17 protein-coding genes, 1 tRNA gene, 1 pseudogene and 1 riboswitch are annotated in these 17,096 nt (G+C 37.4%); of the genes and pseudogenes, 16 read left to right on the forward strand and 3 right to left on the reverse strand.

Annotation, left to right across the window (positions count from 1 at the left end; translation table 11 throughout):
- Positions 1–5 precede the first annotated feature (5 nt).
- The gene (locus tag LIZ66_RS11460; protein ID WP_173715510.1) at positions 6–950 is read right to left on the reverse strand and encodes an AEC family transporter; all 945 of its coding nucleotides are present in this window, start codon (positions 948–950) and stop codon (positions 6–8) included.
- Between the two features lie 157 nt (positions 951–1,107).
- On the opposite strand from LIZ66_RS11460, the gene LIZ66_RS11465 reads away from it, so the two are divergent.
- The 3 genes from LIZ66_RS11465 (at position 1,108) to ilvC (ending at position 4,090) form a co-directional block, all read left to right on the forward strand.
- A complete protein-coding gene (locus LIZ66_RS11465; RefSeq protein WP_226837892.1) occupies positions 1,108–2,187 on the forward strand; it encodes a tyrosine-protein phosphatase in 1,080 nt (359 codons plus the stop codon).
- Between the two features lie 194 nt (positions 2,188–2,381).
- The gene (gene ilvN / locus LIZ66_RS11470) at positions 2,382–2,879 is read left to right on the forward strand and encodes an acetolactate synthase small subunit (RefSeq protein ID WP_118578468.1); all 498 of its coding nucleotides are present in this window, start codon (positions 2,382–2,384) and stop codon (positions 2,877–2,879) included.
- Positions 2,880–3,070: 191 nt separating this feature from the next.
- The gene (ilvC, locus tag LIZ66_RS11475) at positions 3,071–4,090 is read left to right on the forward strand and encodes a ketol-acid reductoisomerase (RefSeq protein ID WP_118578467.1); all 1,020 of its coding nucleotides are present in this window, start codon (positions 3,071–3,073) and stop codon (positions 4,088–4,090) included.
- A 135-nt stretch (positions 4,091–4,225) separates the two neighbouring features.
- Here ilvC and LIZ66_RS11480 read toward each other — a convergent pair whose 3' ends face one another.
- Positions 4,226–5,101, reverse strand: coding sequence for a LysR family transcriptional regulator (locus LIZ66_RS11480; RefSeq protein ID WP_177955675.1), 876 nt, complete (start codon positions 5,099–5,101; stop codon positions 4,226–4,228).
- Between the two features lie 266 nt (positions 5,102–5,367).
- Between LIZ66_RS11480 and leuC the strand changes: the two genes are divergently transcribed.
- The 12 genes and pseudogenes from leuC (at position 5,368) to LIZ66_RS11540 (ending at position 14,998) form a co-directional block, all read left to right on the forward strand.
- Positions 5,368–6,636: a 3-isopropylmalate dehydratase large subunit gene (gene leuC, locus LIZ66_RS11485; protein WP_118578465.1), complete on the forward strand. Its 1,269-nt coding sequence runs from the start codon at positions 5,368–5,370 to the stop codon at positions 6,634–6,636.
- 15 nt (positions 6,637–6,651) lie between these two features.
- Positions 6,652–7,140, forward strand: a complete 489-nt coding sequence (leuD, locus tag LIZ66_RS11490) for a 3-isopropylmalate dehydratase small subunit (protein ID WP_118578464.1) — start codon at positions 6,652–6,654, stop codon at positions 7,138–7,140.
- Positions 7,141–7,474: 334 nt separating this feature from the next.
- Positions 7,475–7,548 (forward strand) — tRNA-Pro (locus tag LIZ66_RS11495).
- Positions 7,549–8,061: 513 nt separating this feature from the next.
- A complete protein-coding gene (locus LIZ66_RS11500) occupies positions 8,062–8,247 on the forward strand; it encodes a hypothetical protein (protein WP_227201000.1) in 186 nt (61 codons plus the stop codon).
- Between the two features lie 202 nt (positions 8,248–8,449).
- On the forward strand, positions 8,450–9,805 hold the full coding sequence (locus LIZ66_RS11505) for a hypothetical protein (RefSeq protein WP_195409678.1): 1,356 nt from the start codon (positions 8,450–8,452) through the stop codon (positions 9,803–9,805).
- A 12-nt stretch (positions 9,806–9,817) separates the two neighbouring features.
- A complete protein-coding gene (locus LIZ66_RS11510; RefSeq protein WP_195409677.1) occupies positions 9,818–10,168 on the forward strand; it encodes a hypothetical protein in 351 nt (116 codons plus the stop codon).
- A 236-nt stretch (positions 10,169–10,404) separates the two neighbouring features.
- Entirely contained in the window at positions 10,405–10,866 is a 462-nt protein-coding gene (locus LIZ66_RS11515; protein ID WP_148462923.1) for a Panacea domain-containing protein, read from the forward strand.
- 48 nt (positions 10,867–10,914) lie between these two features.
- A complete protein-coding gene (locus LIZ66_RS11520) occupies positions 10,915–11,961 on the forward strand; it encodes a hypothetical protein (protein WP_227201001.1) in 1,047 nt (348 codons plus the stop codon).
- Positions 11,962–12,357: 396 nt separating this feature from the next.
- A complete protein-coding gene (locus LIZ66_RS11525; protein WP_195409676.1) occupies positions 12,358–12,822 on the forward strand; it encodes a hypothetical protein in 465 nt (154 codons plus the stop codon).
- Between the two features lie 576 nt (positions 12,823–13,398).
- Positions 13,399–13,566: pseudogene (locus LIZ66_RS20000) on the forward strand (tail fiber domain-containing protein); the annotation flags it as partial.
- 6 nt (positions 13,567–13,572) lie between these two features.
- The gene (locus LIZ66_RS11535; protein WP_227201002.1) at positions 13,573–13,746 is read left to right on the forward strand and encodes a hypothetical protein; all 174 of its coding nucleotides are present in this window, start codon (positions 13,573–13,575) and stop codon (positions 13,744–13,746) included.
- 73 nt (positions 13,747–13,819) lie between these two features.
- Complete coding sequence (locus LIZ66_RS11540; protein ID WP_195409675.1) at positions 13,820–14,998, forward strand: leucine-rich repeat protein; 1,179 nt, start codon at positions 13,820–13,822, stop codon at positions 14,996–14,998.
- Between the two features lie 497 nt (positions 14,999–15,495).
- Here the strand turns inward: LIZ66_RS11540 and LIZ66_RS11545 are convergent, their stop codons facing one another.
- Positions 15,496–15,681, reverse strand: coding sequence for a hypothetical protein (locus tag LIZ66_RS11545; protein WP_227201003.1), 186 nt, complete (start codon positions 15,679–15,681; stop codon positions 15,496–15,498).
- Positions 15,682–15,845: 164 nt separating this feature from the next.
- Positions 15,846–15,921, forward strand: a riboswitch (cyclic di-GMP riboswitch).
- Positions 15,922–15,994: 73 nt separating this feature from the next.
- Here LIZ66_RS11545 and LIZ66_RS11550 point away from each other — a divergent pair.
- Positions 15,995–17,096: leucine-rich repeat domain-containing protein (locus LIZ66_RS11550; protein ID WP_227201004.1), on the forward strand; the 1,102-nt coding region annotated here is incomplete at its 3' end.

The raw sequence follows: 17,096 nt of genomic DNA on the forward strand, positions 1-17,096 counted from the left end.
ATCCATTAAATCAATCCTAAACTCTTGCAAATGAACAGCCAGATAGTGAGAGTAAAAGCACTGAATAATGTAGTGAGCATAATGACACTGGAGGAAAAAGACCCTTCGTGCCCCATGTTTTTTGCCATAATATAACAGCTTACTGTGGTAGCAGAACCAAGCATGATCAGAATGGCAACCAGCTTATCATGGGTAAATCCAAGTCTGACAGCAACTGGAAGAAAAATGGTGCAAAAGCCGATCAGCTTCATAAAAGTGCAGGCGATAGTTGCTTTTAATCTGGAAAAAGCTTTTCCAAAATGAAGGGCACCACCCATGGCCATCAGTCCAAGAGGTGTGGCTGTTTTTCCGAGGTTATTGACAGTACTGGAAAGGATCGTTGGAAGAGGCAGACGAAGGACAGACCAGATAAGACCTGCCAGGATTCCAAGAATAATAGGGTTGCTGGCAATTCCTTTTAAGGTTTTTAGGAGCATCTGTTTGTTCATTCCCTGATTGTCAGGCTTCATAAAAGAGAGAACCATAACTGCCATTACATTATAGAGCGGAACGCTTGCTATGATCATAAGAGGTGCCATACCGGCATCTCCATAAAGGTTCTGGATGATAGCAATGCCGAGGATTGCCGCGCTGCTGCGGTAAGAGGCCTGGACAAATTCTCCCTGTATGTCCCTTGGATTCAGCAGGAAGGAAAGACCGATAGAAATGGCAATGCTGCAAAACGTAGCGCCAAAACAAAAGAGAACAAACTTTGTATCCCAAACTTTAATAAAATCTGATTCAGCCACATTCATAAACAAAAGTGCGGGTAAGGCTGCCTTGAATACAAATTTGTTCATCTGTGCAACAAAGGAATCATCATAAAGATTAATTTTTCGAAGAAAATAACCCAGCATAAGGGTCAAAAAAATAGGAATGGTTGCATTGAGGCAAAAAATCAGATTATCCATAAAAAATTCACCTTTCTAAGTTTGTCGACATGTTGCTGTTCATTCTGTTCACAGTAACCCCGACATATCTTTTTTGATTATAAACTTTTTCCAATAATTGTCAAATTTTGTTTTCTGTGGTATCGTAAGAATGAAAGGCAACGAATGGAGGAGAAATATGAGATACGGTAAGATTCGCGTAGAAGATGGAAATCTGATCTTTTTCAGACATATGATACAGAATAATCTTCCTTGCAGAGATATTGTCTGGGCGTATATCCATCGGGAAGGCGAAAACGCAGAAGAAGCAGTGAAGCAGATGATCTCTAATTATCTGGTGATCATTACCAGGAGAAAGAAGCGATATCAGTTTGAGATGACGGAGCATGAGGCACAGGACTGCCTGCGGATTCTGAAACTTTTCAATCCGGAAATGGCTACCGGATTTCCTAAGGGCGGACGGATTCCGCTGCAGAGTCTTTCCAATACAAGAGATCTTGGGGCAATCGCCACAAAGGATGGGCGTCATATCCTTCCCAGAAAGCTTATTCGAAGCGGAAATCTTTATCATGCTTCCATGGCTGATCAGCATGTTTTGCAGGAGGACTGCAAGCTGAAGACCGTGATTGATCTCAGAGACCAGCTGGAACGAAATGAAAGACCAGACATTGTAGTAAAGGGTGTGGAATATTATCACATCCCCATGATCGATGAAGAGACTATTAGTGATTCTCCGAAAAGTGTTTTGGGAATACTGCAGACAAATGATATGTTGAAAAAGGTTCTGGAGTATGATGGCGATATAGAGAGTCTGATCGAGCAGCAGTATGAGAATTTTGTAAAGGATCAGTATTCAGTGAAACAATGTGCCAGATTTATGGATGTACTGCTGCATCACGAAAATGGTGCTGCTCTCTGGCACTGCAGCTTCGGAAAAGACAGAGTGGGGGTAGTGACAGCCCTTCTTCTTTGTGCTCTTGGAGTTCACAGAGATGTGATCCGGGAGGATTTTATACGTTCCAATGTGTGCCTGGCAGGAGAACTGGATTATATGCTACGTTACCTTGAGGCAAACAGACTGGACAGTATTGCAAATGTAAATAAAGTATCAGCGCTTTTCAGGGTAAAAGAAGAATATCTGGACAGAATGTTTCGGACGATTTATGCGGAATATGGAAATGTGGAGCGCTTTTTGAGAAGAGGACTTTACCTGAACCAAAAGACAGTGACAGACCTGCAGAGTAAATATCTGATATAAAATATTTACGTAAAATATAGATACTTCATGCTGTGTAAATATGTTAATAGTGGAATGCAAGTGTGTTATATGAATAAAAGTGCTTTAATGCTATAAAACATTAAAACTTTTTTGAAGTGTAGCATTGACAAAATAAATTATGTTGTTATAATGATAACCATATCAATCTGAAGCACGAAAGCAGGATTATATTTATGCAAAATAAGATTTTATCTTTACTAGTTGACAACACGTCAGGTGTACTCAGCCGGATCGCCGGAATGTTCAGCCGTCGTGGTTATAATATTGACAGTATCACTGCCGGAGTTACAGCGGATGTGAATTATACCCGTATTACAGTAGTGTGCAGCGGAGATGACGCAATTCTTGATCAGATTGTGAAACAGCTTGCGAAGCTTGTTGATGTAAGGGATATCAAAGTCCTGGATCCATCTGACAGCGTAGTTCGTGAGACTGTTCTTGTGAAGGTTGCAGCCGCACCGGAGCAGAGACAGGGAATTGTTTCCATTGCGGATATTTTCCGTGCCAAGGTTGTAGATGTGAGCAAGGATTCTCTCATTGTAGAGATGACAGGCAGCAAGACCAAGCTGGAGGCATTTATTAATCTTATGGGAGATTACGAGATTCTGGAACTGGCACGTGCCGGTGTTATGGGGCTTGAGAGAGGCTCTCATGGGGTGAAATTTTTGTAATTGCGGAAGCGCTGATCAGGCAGATGCCGCAGGAGGCAATCCGCCACAGGCGGAGAATTCTGAAGGCAGGATTATTTATTTGGTTTGCTAAGGGGCGTATTTCTGGAATGAATAATCATACACAGAATATGCATATATATTCCCTTAACGATATATATTTTTAAGTTTTAACACAGTAGGAGGAAACGAAAATGTCAGCAAGAATTTTTTACCAGGAAGATTGTAATCTCTCTTTATTAGATGGAAAAACAATCGCAATTATCGGTTACGGCAGCCAGGGACATGCTCACGCATTGAACCTGAAGGAGTCCGGATGTGACGTCATTATCGGTCTTTATGAAGGCAGCAGATCCTGGAAGAGAGCTGAAGAGCAGGGATTTAAAGTATATACAGCAGCTGAGGCTGCAAAGAAGGCTGATATCATCATGATCCTGATCAATGATGAGAAACAGGCTGATATGTATAAGAAAGACATCGAGCCAAACCTTGAGGAAGGCAATATGCTTATGTTTGCTCATGGTTTCAACATTCATTTCGGATGTATTGTTCCGCCAAAGAATGTAGATGTTACCATGATTGCTCCAAAAGCACCAGGACATACAGTAAGAAGCGAGTATCAGGCTGGCAAAGGAACTCCTTGTCTGGTAGCTGTTGAGCAGGATTACACAGGAAAAGCACTTGACAAAGCACTTGCATACGGACTTGCTATTGGTGGTGCAAGAGCAGGACTTCTTGAGACTACATTCCGTACAGAGACAGAGACAGACCTTTTTGGAGAGCAGGCAGTACTTTGCGGTGGTGTTTGTGCACTTATGCAGGCTGGCTTCGAGACTCTTTGCGAGGCTGGTTATGACCCAAGAAATGCATACTTCGAGTGTATCCACGAAATGAAGCTGATCGTAGACCTGATTTATCAGTCAGGCTTCGCTGGAATGAGATATTCCATCTCCAACACAGCTGAGTACGGCGACTACATCACAGGACCGAAGATCATTACAGAAGATACAAAGAAAGCAATGAAGAAAATCCTTTCCGATATCCAGGATGGTACTTTCGCAAAAGACTTCCTGCTTGATATGAGCCCAGCTGGACGTCAGGTTCACTTTAAAGCTATGAGAAAGAAAGCTTCTGAGCATCCATCTGAAAAAGTTGGCGAAGAAATCCGTAAACTCTACAGCTGGAACGGCGAAGATAAGCTTATTAATAACTAAGCAAAAAAAATCCGGGGAAACCCGGATTTTTTTTGCGCTACTTCGGTGTAGCGAAGCGGAGCCGAAGGGACCTGTAAAAATCCGGGGAAACCCGGATTTTTTTGCGCTACTTCGGTGTAGCGAAGCGGAATTTCTCTAGATTTCTGCCAGTTGTGTCAGAAGCTTCTGATTTTCGCTCCCTTTCTTGCATACAAATCCGATTTCCCTTGATGGGAAAGTCAGCCCCAGAGGCGCTTCCACAAGTATTTCTTTATCAAGATCATTTTGCACAAATTCTTTGATCACACAGGCAATTCCTAAGCCCACCTGTGCAAACTGGATTAAAAGATCCATGGAACTGACTTCCAGAATGTGACCAAGCTGCATCTGGTGCTCATGAAGCATGGTATTGACGGACTGTCTGGTTATATTCTGTTCGTCAAGAAGCATGAAAGTAGCAGTGTGCTGAAGGGGTTCTGATGGAAAAAGCTGGTGCTGATTCTCCAGGTATTGGTGTGTAGCGACAAAGGTATCCTGGATCTGCAACAGGGGCGAAAATTCGTATCCGGATAGCTTCTGCGGTCGTCCGATCAGGCCGATGTCTATTTTGTCTTCCTCAAGAAGTTTCAAGGTCTGGTAGGTAGACTGGCAGGAGATTGTAATACGGATTTGCGGATTGGCAGCAATGAAATCTTTCAGCCTGGGCATAAGTACATATTTGCATAAAGTGGTGCTGGCACCAATGCGCAGCCTGGGAATCTCTCTGGAGCGATTGTGAAGAATGGAATCTTCTCCTTCGGAAAGAAGGTCGAAGGCTCCTTTTGCTTTTTCATATAGAATCTGACCGTCAGGAGTGAGTGTTACGCCTCGGGAACTGCGCTTGAAAAGAGTGGTGTCCAGATTGCTTTCCAGCTTCTTAATGGCGCGGCTGATGGCAGGCTGGCTGATGTACAGCTCCTTAGCAGCAGTTGAGATATTGCCAGTGCGGCTGACTGTGTAAAATATATGATAAAGAGACAGATTTTCCTGCATAAATTCCTCCTGAATATATAACAATATTGCTTACCCTTGTCCATGACAACATATCTTACAATGTACAAAAATCACGCATTCGAATGATTTTTCGCCAAGTTTCTCAGGTTTTTGTGAACTACGCTCAAAATAATACCTTACAGAATAGCACCAGTAAACAGTGATATATAACTACAAATTATAATAACTATGATTAATATGTATTTTTATTATAACAGAAAGTGTGCTAAAATATCAACATACAATGAATCAGGAGGAATACTAAAATGGGAATGACAATGACTCAGAAGATCCTGGCAGCGCATGCAGGTCTGGATCATGTAGAAGCAGGACAGCTTATAGAGGCACAGCTTGACCTTGTTCTTGGAAACGATATCACTTCTCCGGTAGCTATCCATGAGATGGATAAGATGACAGTAGATACCGTATTTGACAAAGATAAAATTGCACTGGTAATGGATCACTTTATTCCGAATAAGGATATTAAGTCTGCTGAGCACTGTAAATGTGTTCGTGAATTTGCCTGTCGCCACGATATCACCAATTATTTTGATGTAGGACAGATGGGAATTGAGCATGCGCTCCTTCCGGAAAAGGGTCTTACAGTTGCAGGCGATGTGATTATCGGAGCTGATTCACACACCTGTACATATGGAGCTCTTGGAGCTTTTTCCACTGGTGTCGGAAGTACTGATATGGCAGCTGGCATGGCTACAGGAAAAGCATGGTTTAAGGTACCGTCTGCCATTAAATTTAACATCGTTGGCAAACCGAAAAAATGGGTAAGCGGTAAGGATGTGATCTTACATATCATTGGAATGATCGGCGTGGACGGAGCTCTTTATAAATCTATGGAGTTCGTGGGAGAGGGAATTAAAAACCTGTCTATGGACGACCGTTTTACTATTGCTAATATGGCAATTGAGGCTGGCGGAAAGAATGGAATTTTCCCGGTTGATGATCTTGCAATCGAATATATGAAAGAGCATTCCAAGCGCCCGTATACAGCATACGAGGCTGATGAGGATGCTGTTTATGAAGCTGAGTACACAATTGATCTTAGCACATTGGAACCAACCGTTGCGTTCCCTCATTTACCAGAGAACACTAAGACCATTTCTGAGATTGGAGAGCCGGTTGTTGTAGACCAGTCTGTAATCGGATCCTGTACGAATGGCCGTATTGACGACCTTCGTGTTGCAGCTCAGATTCTGAAGGGACGCAAGGTTAAGAAAGGGCTTCGCTGTATTGTGATTCCTGCGACTCAGGCAATTTATCTGCAGGCAATGGAAGAGGGGCTTCTTAAGATTTTCATTGAGGCTGGAGCAGTTGTAAGTACACCTACCTGTGGACCGTGCCTTGGTGGATACATGGGTATTCTGGCCGCTGGTGAGCGCTGCATTTCTACTACTAACCGCAACTTTGTAGGACGTATGGGACATGTGGAGTCTGAAGTTTACCTGGCAAGCCCGGCAGTAGCTGCAGCAAGTGCAGTAACCGGTTATATTTGTGCACCGGAAGAATTAGGATTATAAGGAGGAGTACTTATCATGCAGGCAAAAGGCAGAGCTTTTAAATATGGAGATAATGTTGATACAGATGTTATTATTCCGGCACGTTATCTGAATTCTTCAGACCCGGCAGAACTGGCAACTCATTGCATGGAGGATATTGATAATACTTTTGTAAAAAGAGTACAGAAGGGTGATATTATTGTAGCAACTAAGAATTTTGGCTGCGGTTCTTCCCGTGAACATGCGCCGATCGCTATTAAGGCAGCTGGTGTCAGCTGTGTTATCGCAGAGACATTTGCCAGAATTTTTTACAGAAATGCAATCAACATTGGACTTCCGATCATTGAGTGCCCGGAAGCAAGCAAGGGCATTGATGAGGGGGATGAGGTAGAGGTGGATTTTGATTCTGGCATGATCTACAATCGCACCAAAGGAACTGAATTTAAAGGGCAGGCTTTCCCGGAATTTATGCAGAAGATCATTAAGGCGGAAGGACTTGTTAATTATATTAATGCACAGCATTAATATAATTGTTAACAGGCAAAGTAAAATATCCTGTTAAAGGGCAAAACTCCCAATCAATAGAAATTTGTCCAAGCATAAAAACTGACCTTGATGGACTGGGAAAACCAGCTGTCAAGGTCTTTTGGTATATGGGCGAAAACCTTGATTTCTGTGATTTTTCTCAATAAAATTGCAGTTTTACCTACGTTCAAGGTTCTTTCATAATTGGATAGGGGCGTTATACATGGGTTACCCGTCTGCTCCGTTCACAGTAACACTTACAGACGATTTTAATTTGTTTTTTGAAAAAACTGTTGATTTTTATTATAACATTTGATACAATATCAACTGTTCGCGGGGTATGGCGTAGCTTGGTAGCGCGCACGGCTGGGGGCCGTGAGGTCGCAGGTTCAAATCCTGTTGCCCCGATTAATGCAGTAAAATCAAGGGTTTGCGGACTTTCTGTTTTAATGAAAAATAGAAAGGTAATCAAAAAGGCAATCAAAAGTAAAAAAGGTAATCATTTCTTATAAGTGACAAAATATATTTATAGGAGGATGAGCCTGCAAATGTGGTAAATTTAATAAGATTTCACAGAAAATTCACAAAATCACAGAGATTTTATCTGTGGTTATTTTTTTGTTTAAAATTAAATATGAATACCTGAATAAGTCCATGAGTTTTTGATGTGTTACTCGTGGGCTTATTTTAGTGTTCATTTTTTGAGCACAAATATGTGTCATCCTCTTTTATTAGCCTATGCACAGTAAATAACGCTGTGTATGGGCTAAATTTCGTTTATTTCATTTCAGACAACAATTTCCCCACTAATAGAATTAAAATCGAAATTTGAGCCGTATAATGCGTTTTAAAGCATTGCTATAGAGCGAAATATAAAATCGTGATTTTATGGGACAATTTCAGAAAGGAATCAGACCAGATATGGATAAAAATGTAATACACCGTGGCGAAATCGTATCAGACTCCGGTAAGCTGTATTCTGTGATTGGTGTACTGGGAACAGTGATGTACATTCAAGAGACAGATGCAGGAAATAAAAAGGTGGACTATCAGCTGAAAGAGATAGAGCCACTGTTTAGAAAAATTGAATATGTGAAAAAGGCTTAGAGGGGTCTTTATTTTGGAGATACCTTACAAAGGGTGTCGAGGAAATAGACTTCCTTGTAATGCAAGAAATCGCAAGCCCTTAATTGGGGTATGTGTTTTTATATTATGTATCAGTGCCACCTGGCAGCACTCATAAATAAAGTCAGGGCAGAAGGGCAGTCAAGATATGACTGTCTTTTTTGCTTAGAACGAAAGGAGACTTATGTTAGATGATAAGAAAATTACAAAACAAAATATTGAAGACAAGAGCGTTCAGGAGGTCATGGCAGAAGCTACAAAGGTCTGCTGCCGATGTGGGGAAGAATTACCTCTAAGCAGATTCCGTATGGAGATCAGACCAAATGGTAAGAAAGCATACAGATCAAAGTGTAAGTATTGTACTTGGTTGGATCGCAGGGAGAAGAAATTACAGAAGAAAACAGTAACAGATACCTTTGATCCCAATATGGTTATATTACAGAAACGGCAGTATAAGCAGATTAAGCCTGAAAGAATTCTTGATTTATCTCAGACTGGGCTTGATATTGAATTACTGGGCGAGGATGAAATATTTGTAAAATTACTGAATTGTAAGGACACCTGGCTTTCCTACTATGGAAGAATGATACGAAAAAGTAAAGGTAAGTATAATTTGCTTAATGGTATCACGTATAAAAGAAGTAAAGATGGTGGTTTGGTATATTCTTTCAGCAAGAACATATTCAAAGACGGTAAATGGCAATTTCAACAAGTATTTATAGGTGCAGAACGTCTGATTGTTGATACTTTTATAGAAAATCCTGATTGCGTGAACAATACTTATATTTGGCATAGGGGCAATGATAAGTCAAATCTTTATTATAAAAACCTTTATCCACTTACCAGAGAGCAGAATGCACAGGTACGAGATCATTATAAAAGAACAGGTGATGATTCGGAAGAGTATATTGTACAGGTAATGAACGATATTCGATATAAAAATAAGGAATGGTCTGCTAAAAGGTATAAGCCGACTGTATGTGGAGTTGGTTACTGGGGCTGTGAAGATGTGGACACGGATTCTACAGCATATAATAAATGGCATGGTATGTTACACCGTTGCTATAGCACTAAAGTACATGAAAAATATCCTGAATATATAGGATGCATAGTTTCAGAAGAGTGGAAAAACTTCAGTAATTTTAGGTACTGGTATGAGAAGAATAATTATGGAGGCAGTAATCTGAATCTTGATAAGGATATTCTTTATAAAGGTAATAAGATATACAGTCCTGATACTTGTTGCTTGGTTCCAGGATTTATCAATACACTGTTTACGAATAGAAAAGCGAACAGAGGTGAACTTCCTTTAGGCGTATATAAGGAAGAAAAGAATGGAAGGACTTGTTATCGGGCATGTATGGCGGTAAGTAGCAAGAACATTAAACTTGGTACTTTCAAAACACCGGAAGAAGCATTCCAGAAGTATAAAGAGTATAAGGAACAATACATCAAGGACACTGCGAAGAGATACAAGGATAAGATTCCATACAGTGTGTATGAAGCTATGATGAACTGGAAAGTTGAGATAACAGATTGAGAGGGAGATATTGTGGAACAAAATGAAGAATTACAGGGCTGTGTATTTGCAGTACCGTCCAAGACACCATGGATCACAAGTAAGTCACTTGTACATAAGAAAAATCAACATTCTGAAGAGTATTTGCGGATGAAACGAATTTTTAGAGAAAATGACTTCTCTGTGCATACTGATCCGGAAACAGGAGAAATTGTTTGCCAGGTGATTCCTAAAGACATGGATGCAGAGCGGAAGAAAGCCGAACGTGCAGCCCAGCTTACAGCTCTTGCGGATCTCATGGATTCCAATGGTTACACAATTGATGAGCTGAAGGAGCTTATATCCACTCCGAAGCCAACGGTAGAAGTAGCTGATGAGGAATAGTAAACGTATCGTTAGAAATGTAAAAGAGTAGAACAGAAGAGTAATACACCATAAAAGCCTGGGCGAGTGCCTGGGCTTTTGATGCGGAAAGTTAGAACAGAATTTATAGTGGCAGAAGAGGAAAAAATAAAGTATAATATAAGTGAAGAAAACTTGATAAAATAACAATTAAGACTAGTAAAATAGAAAATTTGGGGGTATAATATATAAATACTTACGAAGGGAGGATTAGAATTATGGCAAACACTTTAGCTGTTGCAAAGGAGTTGTATGATTTATATTACAAAAAACATAATAGCAATATGGATCAAATGAAAATGCATAAGATGATGTATTTATCACAAAGAGAGTCTTTAATGATCTATAACCGTCCTCTGTTCGACGATGAATTTCAAGCATGGAAATACGGACCTGTTTTAACAGTGGTAAGAACTGAATATATGGATGATAATCCATTTTCCAGCGAATACGGAGAGTTGTGTGAATGCGAAGAGAAATTAGTTAGTTCGGTGTTTGAACGATACGATCATTATAGTGCTTGGGAATTGAGTACACTTTCACATGCAGAGTATTCATGGAAACAGGCTAGAGAAGGCTTAAAGGCGAACGAGCAGGGACATAGAAAATTGAGTTTGAGTGCTATCAAGGTTGATGCCACACGAGAATTTTTGAGAAGGCAAGGTGTTGTATTAGCTTAAAAATTAACCACAGGCAGAAGTCTGTGGTTTTTTTTCAAGGAGAGAAATATGGAATATGCAATTGAAGCGCAAAAAAATTATTTAAAAGAAAATTTAGAAATAGAACCTCTTAGAAAATTTGATAGTACAAAAGATGAGTTGTATAAATTTAAGCAAGCGGCAAAGGGCAGTAATATTTCAAGTTATTTGAGAAATAATGCTTGGAGTGACGATTGTGAACGGAATACAAAGGTTTTTTTAGTTCGAGATAAAACTTCCAAACAGATTGTTTTTAATTTTTCACTTAACTGTGGGATTTTATATGAGGATTTTTTGGACGATAAATTAAAAGATGAGGAAAAAATTGTATTTAAAAAATATGTAGAAGCTTTAAGCAGACTAAAGGAGTGCGATGAGAAGGAACAAAATCAAGTAAATGAACAACTCAATAAAGCTATGGGCGATATTTGGGAAGTTGTTGAAGAGCCGGATAGAGTGTCTAAATTAATGAGTTTGGCAAAAGATAAGGTTGAAATATTAGAAGAAAAAAATAAAGAAGCTGAGGACACCCATGATAAAGAGCATACACAAGCTGTCAAGGAAACATTTCCAGCAATTGATATTAAGTTTTTATGTAGAAATAAAGATTATGTTCCGCAGATTAGGTTGGATTTTAAGCTGGGTGTATATGTATTTTGGGAAATCATAGTTCCACATATACTTGAAATATCAGAGTTAGTTGGTTGCAAATACGTGTATTTATTTGCAGCAGATAGAACAAACGAAGATACAAATATTAACGTACCTATGTGGACTCCAGATTATGATCCTGATGAGGAATATGAAGGAAAAAGTGAAAATGATGTTCGAAAGCTCGTTGCGTACTATATAAATGAATTAAAATTTGAAAATATTTCAAAATATACGATTTTAAAACCTAGCTTTGAAAGAACCTGTTTTACTTTAGTTCAAGAAGTATCAAAACTAGAAGAGAACAGAGAAATGATTTGGCAGAGCCACATGTTAGACATAGAGGCTAACTATCAGTCAGATTTAACTATTGCCGCAACCACAGACCATCCATCATCCGATCAGTCAACATCCGATAAGGATTAACATACTTAATACATAACTATACAAAATAGAGTCAGGCTCACGCGGCTTGGCTTTTAACATTTTAATCTCACACAAAATCCATAAAAGAGAGTTTACATATGCTTGAATGGGAAGCTTAAATGTTCTTTGTATACTTCTTGGATCAAGACCTATATGCGTACTCTCTTTTATGGATTTTTTGGAAATGTGTTTTAGGGTGTCTGGTGGTACCGGAGTGTTGCAACTGGGTATAGAATAATAGGGTAGTTATACAGGAAACTGTGTAATTGCCCTATTTTTTTGCTTGTGATGGATTGACTTCTGCATTGACCGGACGTAATATAAATCTTATAAAAGTCCTTTCAACAGGGCTGATGATACATGAAAACGAAGTACCTTAAAAGGAGGCTGAAGCAGATGAAGAAATCGACATGGAAAGAAAGATTCAGTAAATTTATCCTGGCAGTGCTTGTAGTTGGTATCATATTTAGTTGCTCCAATATAGAGCAGGTGCAAGCTGCATCTAAAAAAGGTACATATTACTATGGAACTGTGCTTAATCGTACAAAGGGCGGTAAGAAATATGGTTCCTGGCAGCCGGGAACAAAAAAGGTGAAATATACTAGTAAGTCTATTACATTTTATGGCTCATTTATGAAGAGCAACAAAGCATCATTGAAATTTAACAAGAAAAACTTTGTGAAGTACGGAAAAAAGACCTTTAAATTAACATCTAAGACAAAATATTATTGGACGGACGAATACGGTAGAATACCTGCGAAAAAGTATGAAGCTTTAAAATGCTGTAAGAAATTGAATGGCCTTATGGTGACTCTTAAAGTAACAAATGGAAAAGTTGTATCATTAACATTTTATTCATAAGAGATGGAGAAAGAGGGATCAGAAATGGTCTCTCTTTTTTTCGCTCTGTTGCCAGATTGGAAAATAATTTCTGCGGTATATACCGACATGTATTTGACCGGGGCATGTAAAAATTCCAGAGTTTATAAGTACCCCCCCCGGAGAGCAGTGGTAGTGTTTTTATGGCTAGTAAAAAGTACCCCCTCCCCCTTTAAATGTATATTGTTAAAAAAATAACAATATAGTCACATTTTGAAGTGCTGAGATAGCAGCATTTATAAGGGATTGCATGTACTTGCATGTGTTTCAAGGTATCGACCATGGTATCGTATAAATCCTTATTTTTAAATGGTTTGTGCAAAATTAGATTGTTAAATAAATAACAAAAATTGCACAAAATTTCATGTCTTACAGTCCGTAAACCCTTATAAATAGTGACTTTTTTCGATACCCTTTGATTTTATTTTGACTCTCTGAGAAGCCAGTAAAATAAAGGGTTTGCAAGGTGTGATTTTTATACTGTATCGCCTTTGATTTATCGTGGCTCTGTGTAGCTGATATATAATATGAGACCAAAATAAAACTACCTACATTGAAATACCTGGTACTTCATCAGATAGAAGACTAAAAACAAATATATATAGTACAAATGTTAATAATGCTCTTCAGCAGATTCTAAAAATAAATCATAGGAAATTTAATTGGAAGTCAGATAATAGACATGTTGATTTAGGCTATATTGCACAGGAACTTGAAGAAATAAATCCTCATATGGTAATTGCACCAATTGAGAAAGGTGATATGTATGCAGTTAATACATTCTATATGACAGGTCTTATTACAAAATCCATTCAAGAAATGTATGCAGAATTAAAAAAGGAAAATCAGGAATTAAAAAAAGAGGTAAATTATTTAAAATTTTTATACAAAACGCTAAGTAGTTAATTGTTTAATTTTTACATTGCGATATCTTTATAAATATCATATGATATTAGTAAAATATTTATGGAGGTATCGTATGAAAAAGAATTTGTTATTTGTTTTTCTTATGCTTTTTCTTATTTTTCAATTGCCGGTCAATACATATGCTATTGATGCATCGTCAGTTATTGGAAAAAGAGTTCAAGTTGGTGATAATTGTTATGCATATGTAGAAGATTTAGGAAATCGAAAATACACACTGCATCTCGATGGATATGGAAATTTATATGAAAAATCCACATTATCAGAAGAAGCAAAAATGATTATTAACTTTGGATCATCTAAGGTCATAATTTCGAATGGAATATCTAAAATACCAGATAGATTTTTTAGTGCACTTGGACTTAATATTATAGAAAATCATTCATCAACATTACAAATTGGAAGTTTTAACTTTATATTTGGAAGTTCTCCACAAGTTGAATATTATTCATTACCTCAAGATTTTAATCTTGCAGACAACGTGTATCAAGTGACCAATTGTCCAGAAAGCTTTACTACATTTGTAGACATTAGAGAAAAGAAACAAATAAATTTTGAATATACAATGTACTTTTCTGATGTTGCAAAAAGTGTAATTGTTCGTGATGGAAATAAGGCGATTACCAACTATATGTTTACAAGATGCCCTAATCTTTCTGAATGTACAATACCTGCATCTGTAACATATATAGATCCTAAAGCATTTGCAGACAAAAATAAAATTACTATTCGTGGATATTCTGGATCATATGCAGAAAAATATGCAAAGAAAAATAAAATTAAATTTGTATCTATAGGAACAACTATTAACCAGAATAAAGTATATAAGGTTGGTGCTTACAATTATAAATTTAATTTAAGCAATAATACAGCAACACTTGTATCTTCTGCGTCTAAAAATATTAAAAAAGTTACTGTTCCAAATAAAGTAACTTATGCTGGAAAAACATTTACAGTCACAAATATTGCAAAAAATGCATTTAAAAATTGTACTAAGCTAACAAAAGCTACCATTGGAAGTAACGTTACTCAAATTGGAGCATCTGCATTTTATAAATGTAAAAAGCTTCAAACAATAAAAATAGGAACCACTAAATTAACAAAAATTGGATCAAAAGCATTTAATACACAATCTTCTAAACTTACACTAAAGATTCCAAAATCAAAATCAACATATAAAAAATTGATTACAAAATCAAAAATATCAAAAACAGTAAAATTCAAACTGTTTTAAATAAAAATCATCTAAGAGCATTCCTATAACAGGAGTGCTCTTTTTATATTAAAAGACAAGATAAAAAAGATTTCACGACTGTCAAAGTGATTATTTTGCTCTGGCAATCATTTTATATGTAACTTATTAATAAAAAGCTATTTAAATGAGGAGATTTTAAAATGAGAAAAACTTCAAATTTAGACTTAAGACTGTATGATGCGAGTGATAAATTTGATATTACGAACACTTCTAACAGCTTAAATAGCAATATGGAGATTATTGATCAACAAGTGAATAATCTCAACAACAATATTAAAGGTATAGATGAATTAAAAAAAGAGACTGCTTCGCTAAAGTATCTGGTGTATTACTTGGGTCTTTATACACTCTCGTCTCACATCTTAATTCTTTTAATATACCATCTATATAATCAACATTGTTTTTAGAAAGTCCAAACATTAATGTTTGTGGTAATTCATTTAAAAAACTTCTTCCTTCATATTGATATACATTTCTTAATTTACAAATAAATACTTCCAATTTTCATAGTCATTAAATCCAGCTGATAAAATATCAATATTATAATAAATATTTTCATTTTTTGATGGTTGAATATTATTCAAAGGAAAACCACAATGTATACAGGCAAATGCTTTATCAGACACCTCTTTATCACATTCAGGACATTTTATAAGTGCCATAATACAATATACCTCCGTTCTTCAAATCTATTTTTCTCAAGTATAGCACCACCATCCCTAAAATACCACATAAATTTATAAATAATGTCTAATATAAGTCCAAACTGTACCATATATTTGTTGACTTTCCTATACTATAAGCGTATAATTTTCCTCATAGATAACTGAATAAGGGGCAAAGCCGGGGAAACCTGGTGGCGCAAAGCTATAGGGCCTGTAAAATGGTAGCCAGTTGTAATTGAACGTGAAGAGCATTACTTGCCTGAAGTGTATTCCGGTGAGTAGTGCTTTTATTTTGAGGAGGAAAAGAGATATGAGGAAGAAAAGGATTTTAGCAGTGTTGTTATCATCTGCAATAGCATTTTCGGGAATGCCTGGTAATGTGTTCGCTGCAGAAGATGTTGCTTTGGAAGATGGATTCTCTGATGGTGAAACAGCAGATGTGACAGAAAATCCTACAGAAGATGTAACTGAAGAACCTGTTAAAGATGTGGGAGAATCTGTACTGGAATCAGATCAGGGAGCAGAAGATTTTACTGGATTTTCAGATGGTGAGAATGAAGATTTTGTTAATGAAGAAGAGATAGAAAATGAAACAGATCCAGAGACTCAAGTATTTGCTGATGATGAAGGTGTTGCAGAGTCAGGGAAATGTGGAGATGATCTTACTTACACGCTTACCGGAGATGATATTAATGGATATACATTGACCATTAGCGGTACTGGTAAGATGGAAGATTATTCGTGGAGAAAAGAGTATGGTCCACTTGTACCTTGGAAATCAAAATGTAGTAAAATTATAAATGTTGATATGAGTGTTGGAGTAACAACAATTGGAGATTTTGCATTTAATGGTTGTAGTAGGTTGAATAATATTACAATTCCAAATGGTATAACTAGTATAGGCAGTAATGCTTTTGATGCTTGTGAAAATTTGGAGAATATTATTCTACCAGAAAGTGTAACAAGTGTAGGTGAATCTGCATTTATTAGTTGCTCAAAATTGTCAAGTATTGTACTACCAGAAGGTGTAACGAACATAAAAGACGCGACATTTACAGGCTGCGTTAGTTTAACAGACATAAAAATTCCTAAAAGCGTTACAAGTATAAGCAGTTTTGCATTTTTTGTAACTGGATTAAAAACTGTAAGGTATGCTGGCACAAAAGAAGATTGGGATAAGTTGAATGTATTAGCAACGGATATAAATAATGCAAAGGTGTATTATGATGTAGATACTGTTCATGAACATTCAGGGGAAAGTAAAGTAGTAAAACATGCTACATGTACAGAACCTGGTAAAAAAATTACAGTATGCTCACTCTGTGGTGAGTCTTATACAGAAGAAATCCCAGCAACAGGACATACTATTGTAATAGATCCAGCAGTAGAAGTAACTTGTGAAGAGGCAGGTA

The organism is Blautia faecis (assembly GCF_020554845.1).
Taxonomy (GTDB): domain Bacteria; phylum Bacillota; class Clostridia; order Lachnospirales; family Lachnospiraceae; genus Blautia_A; species Blautia_A faecis.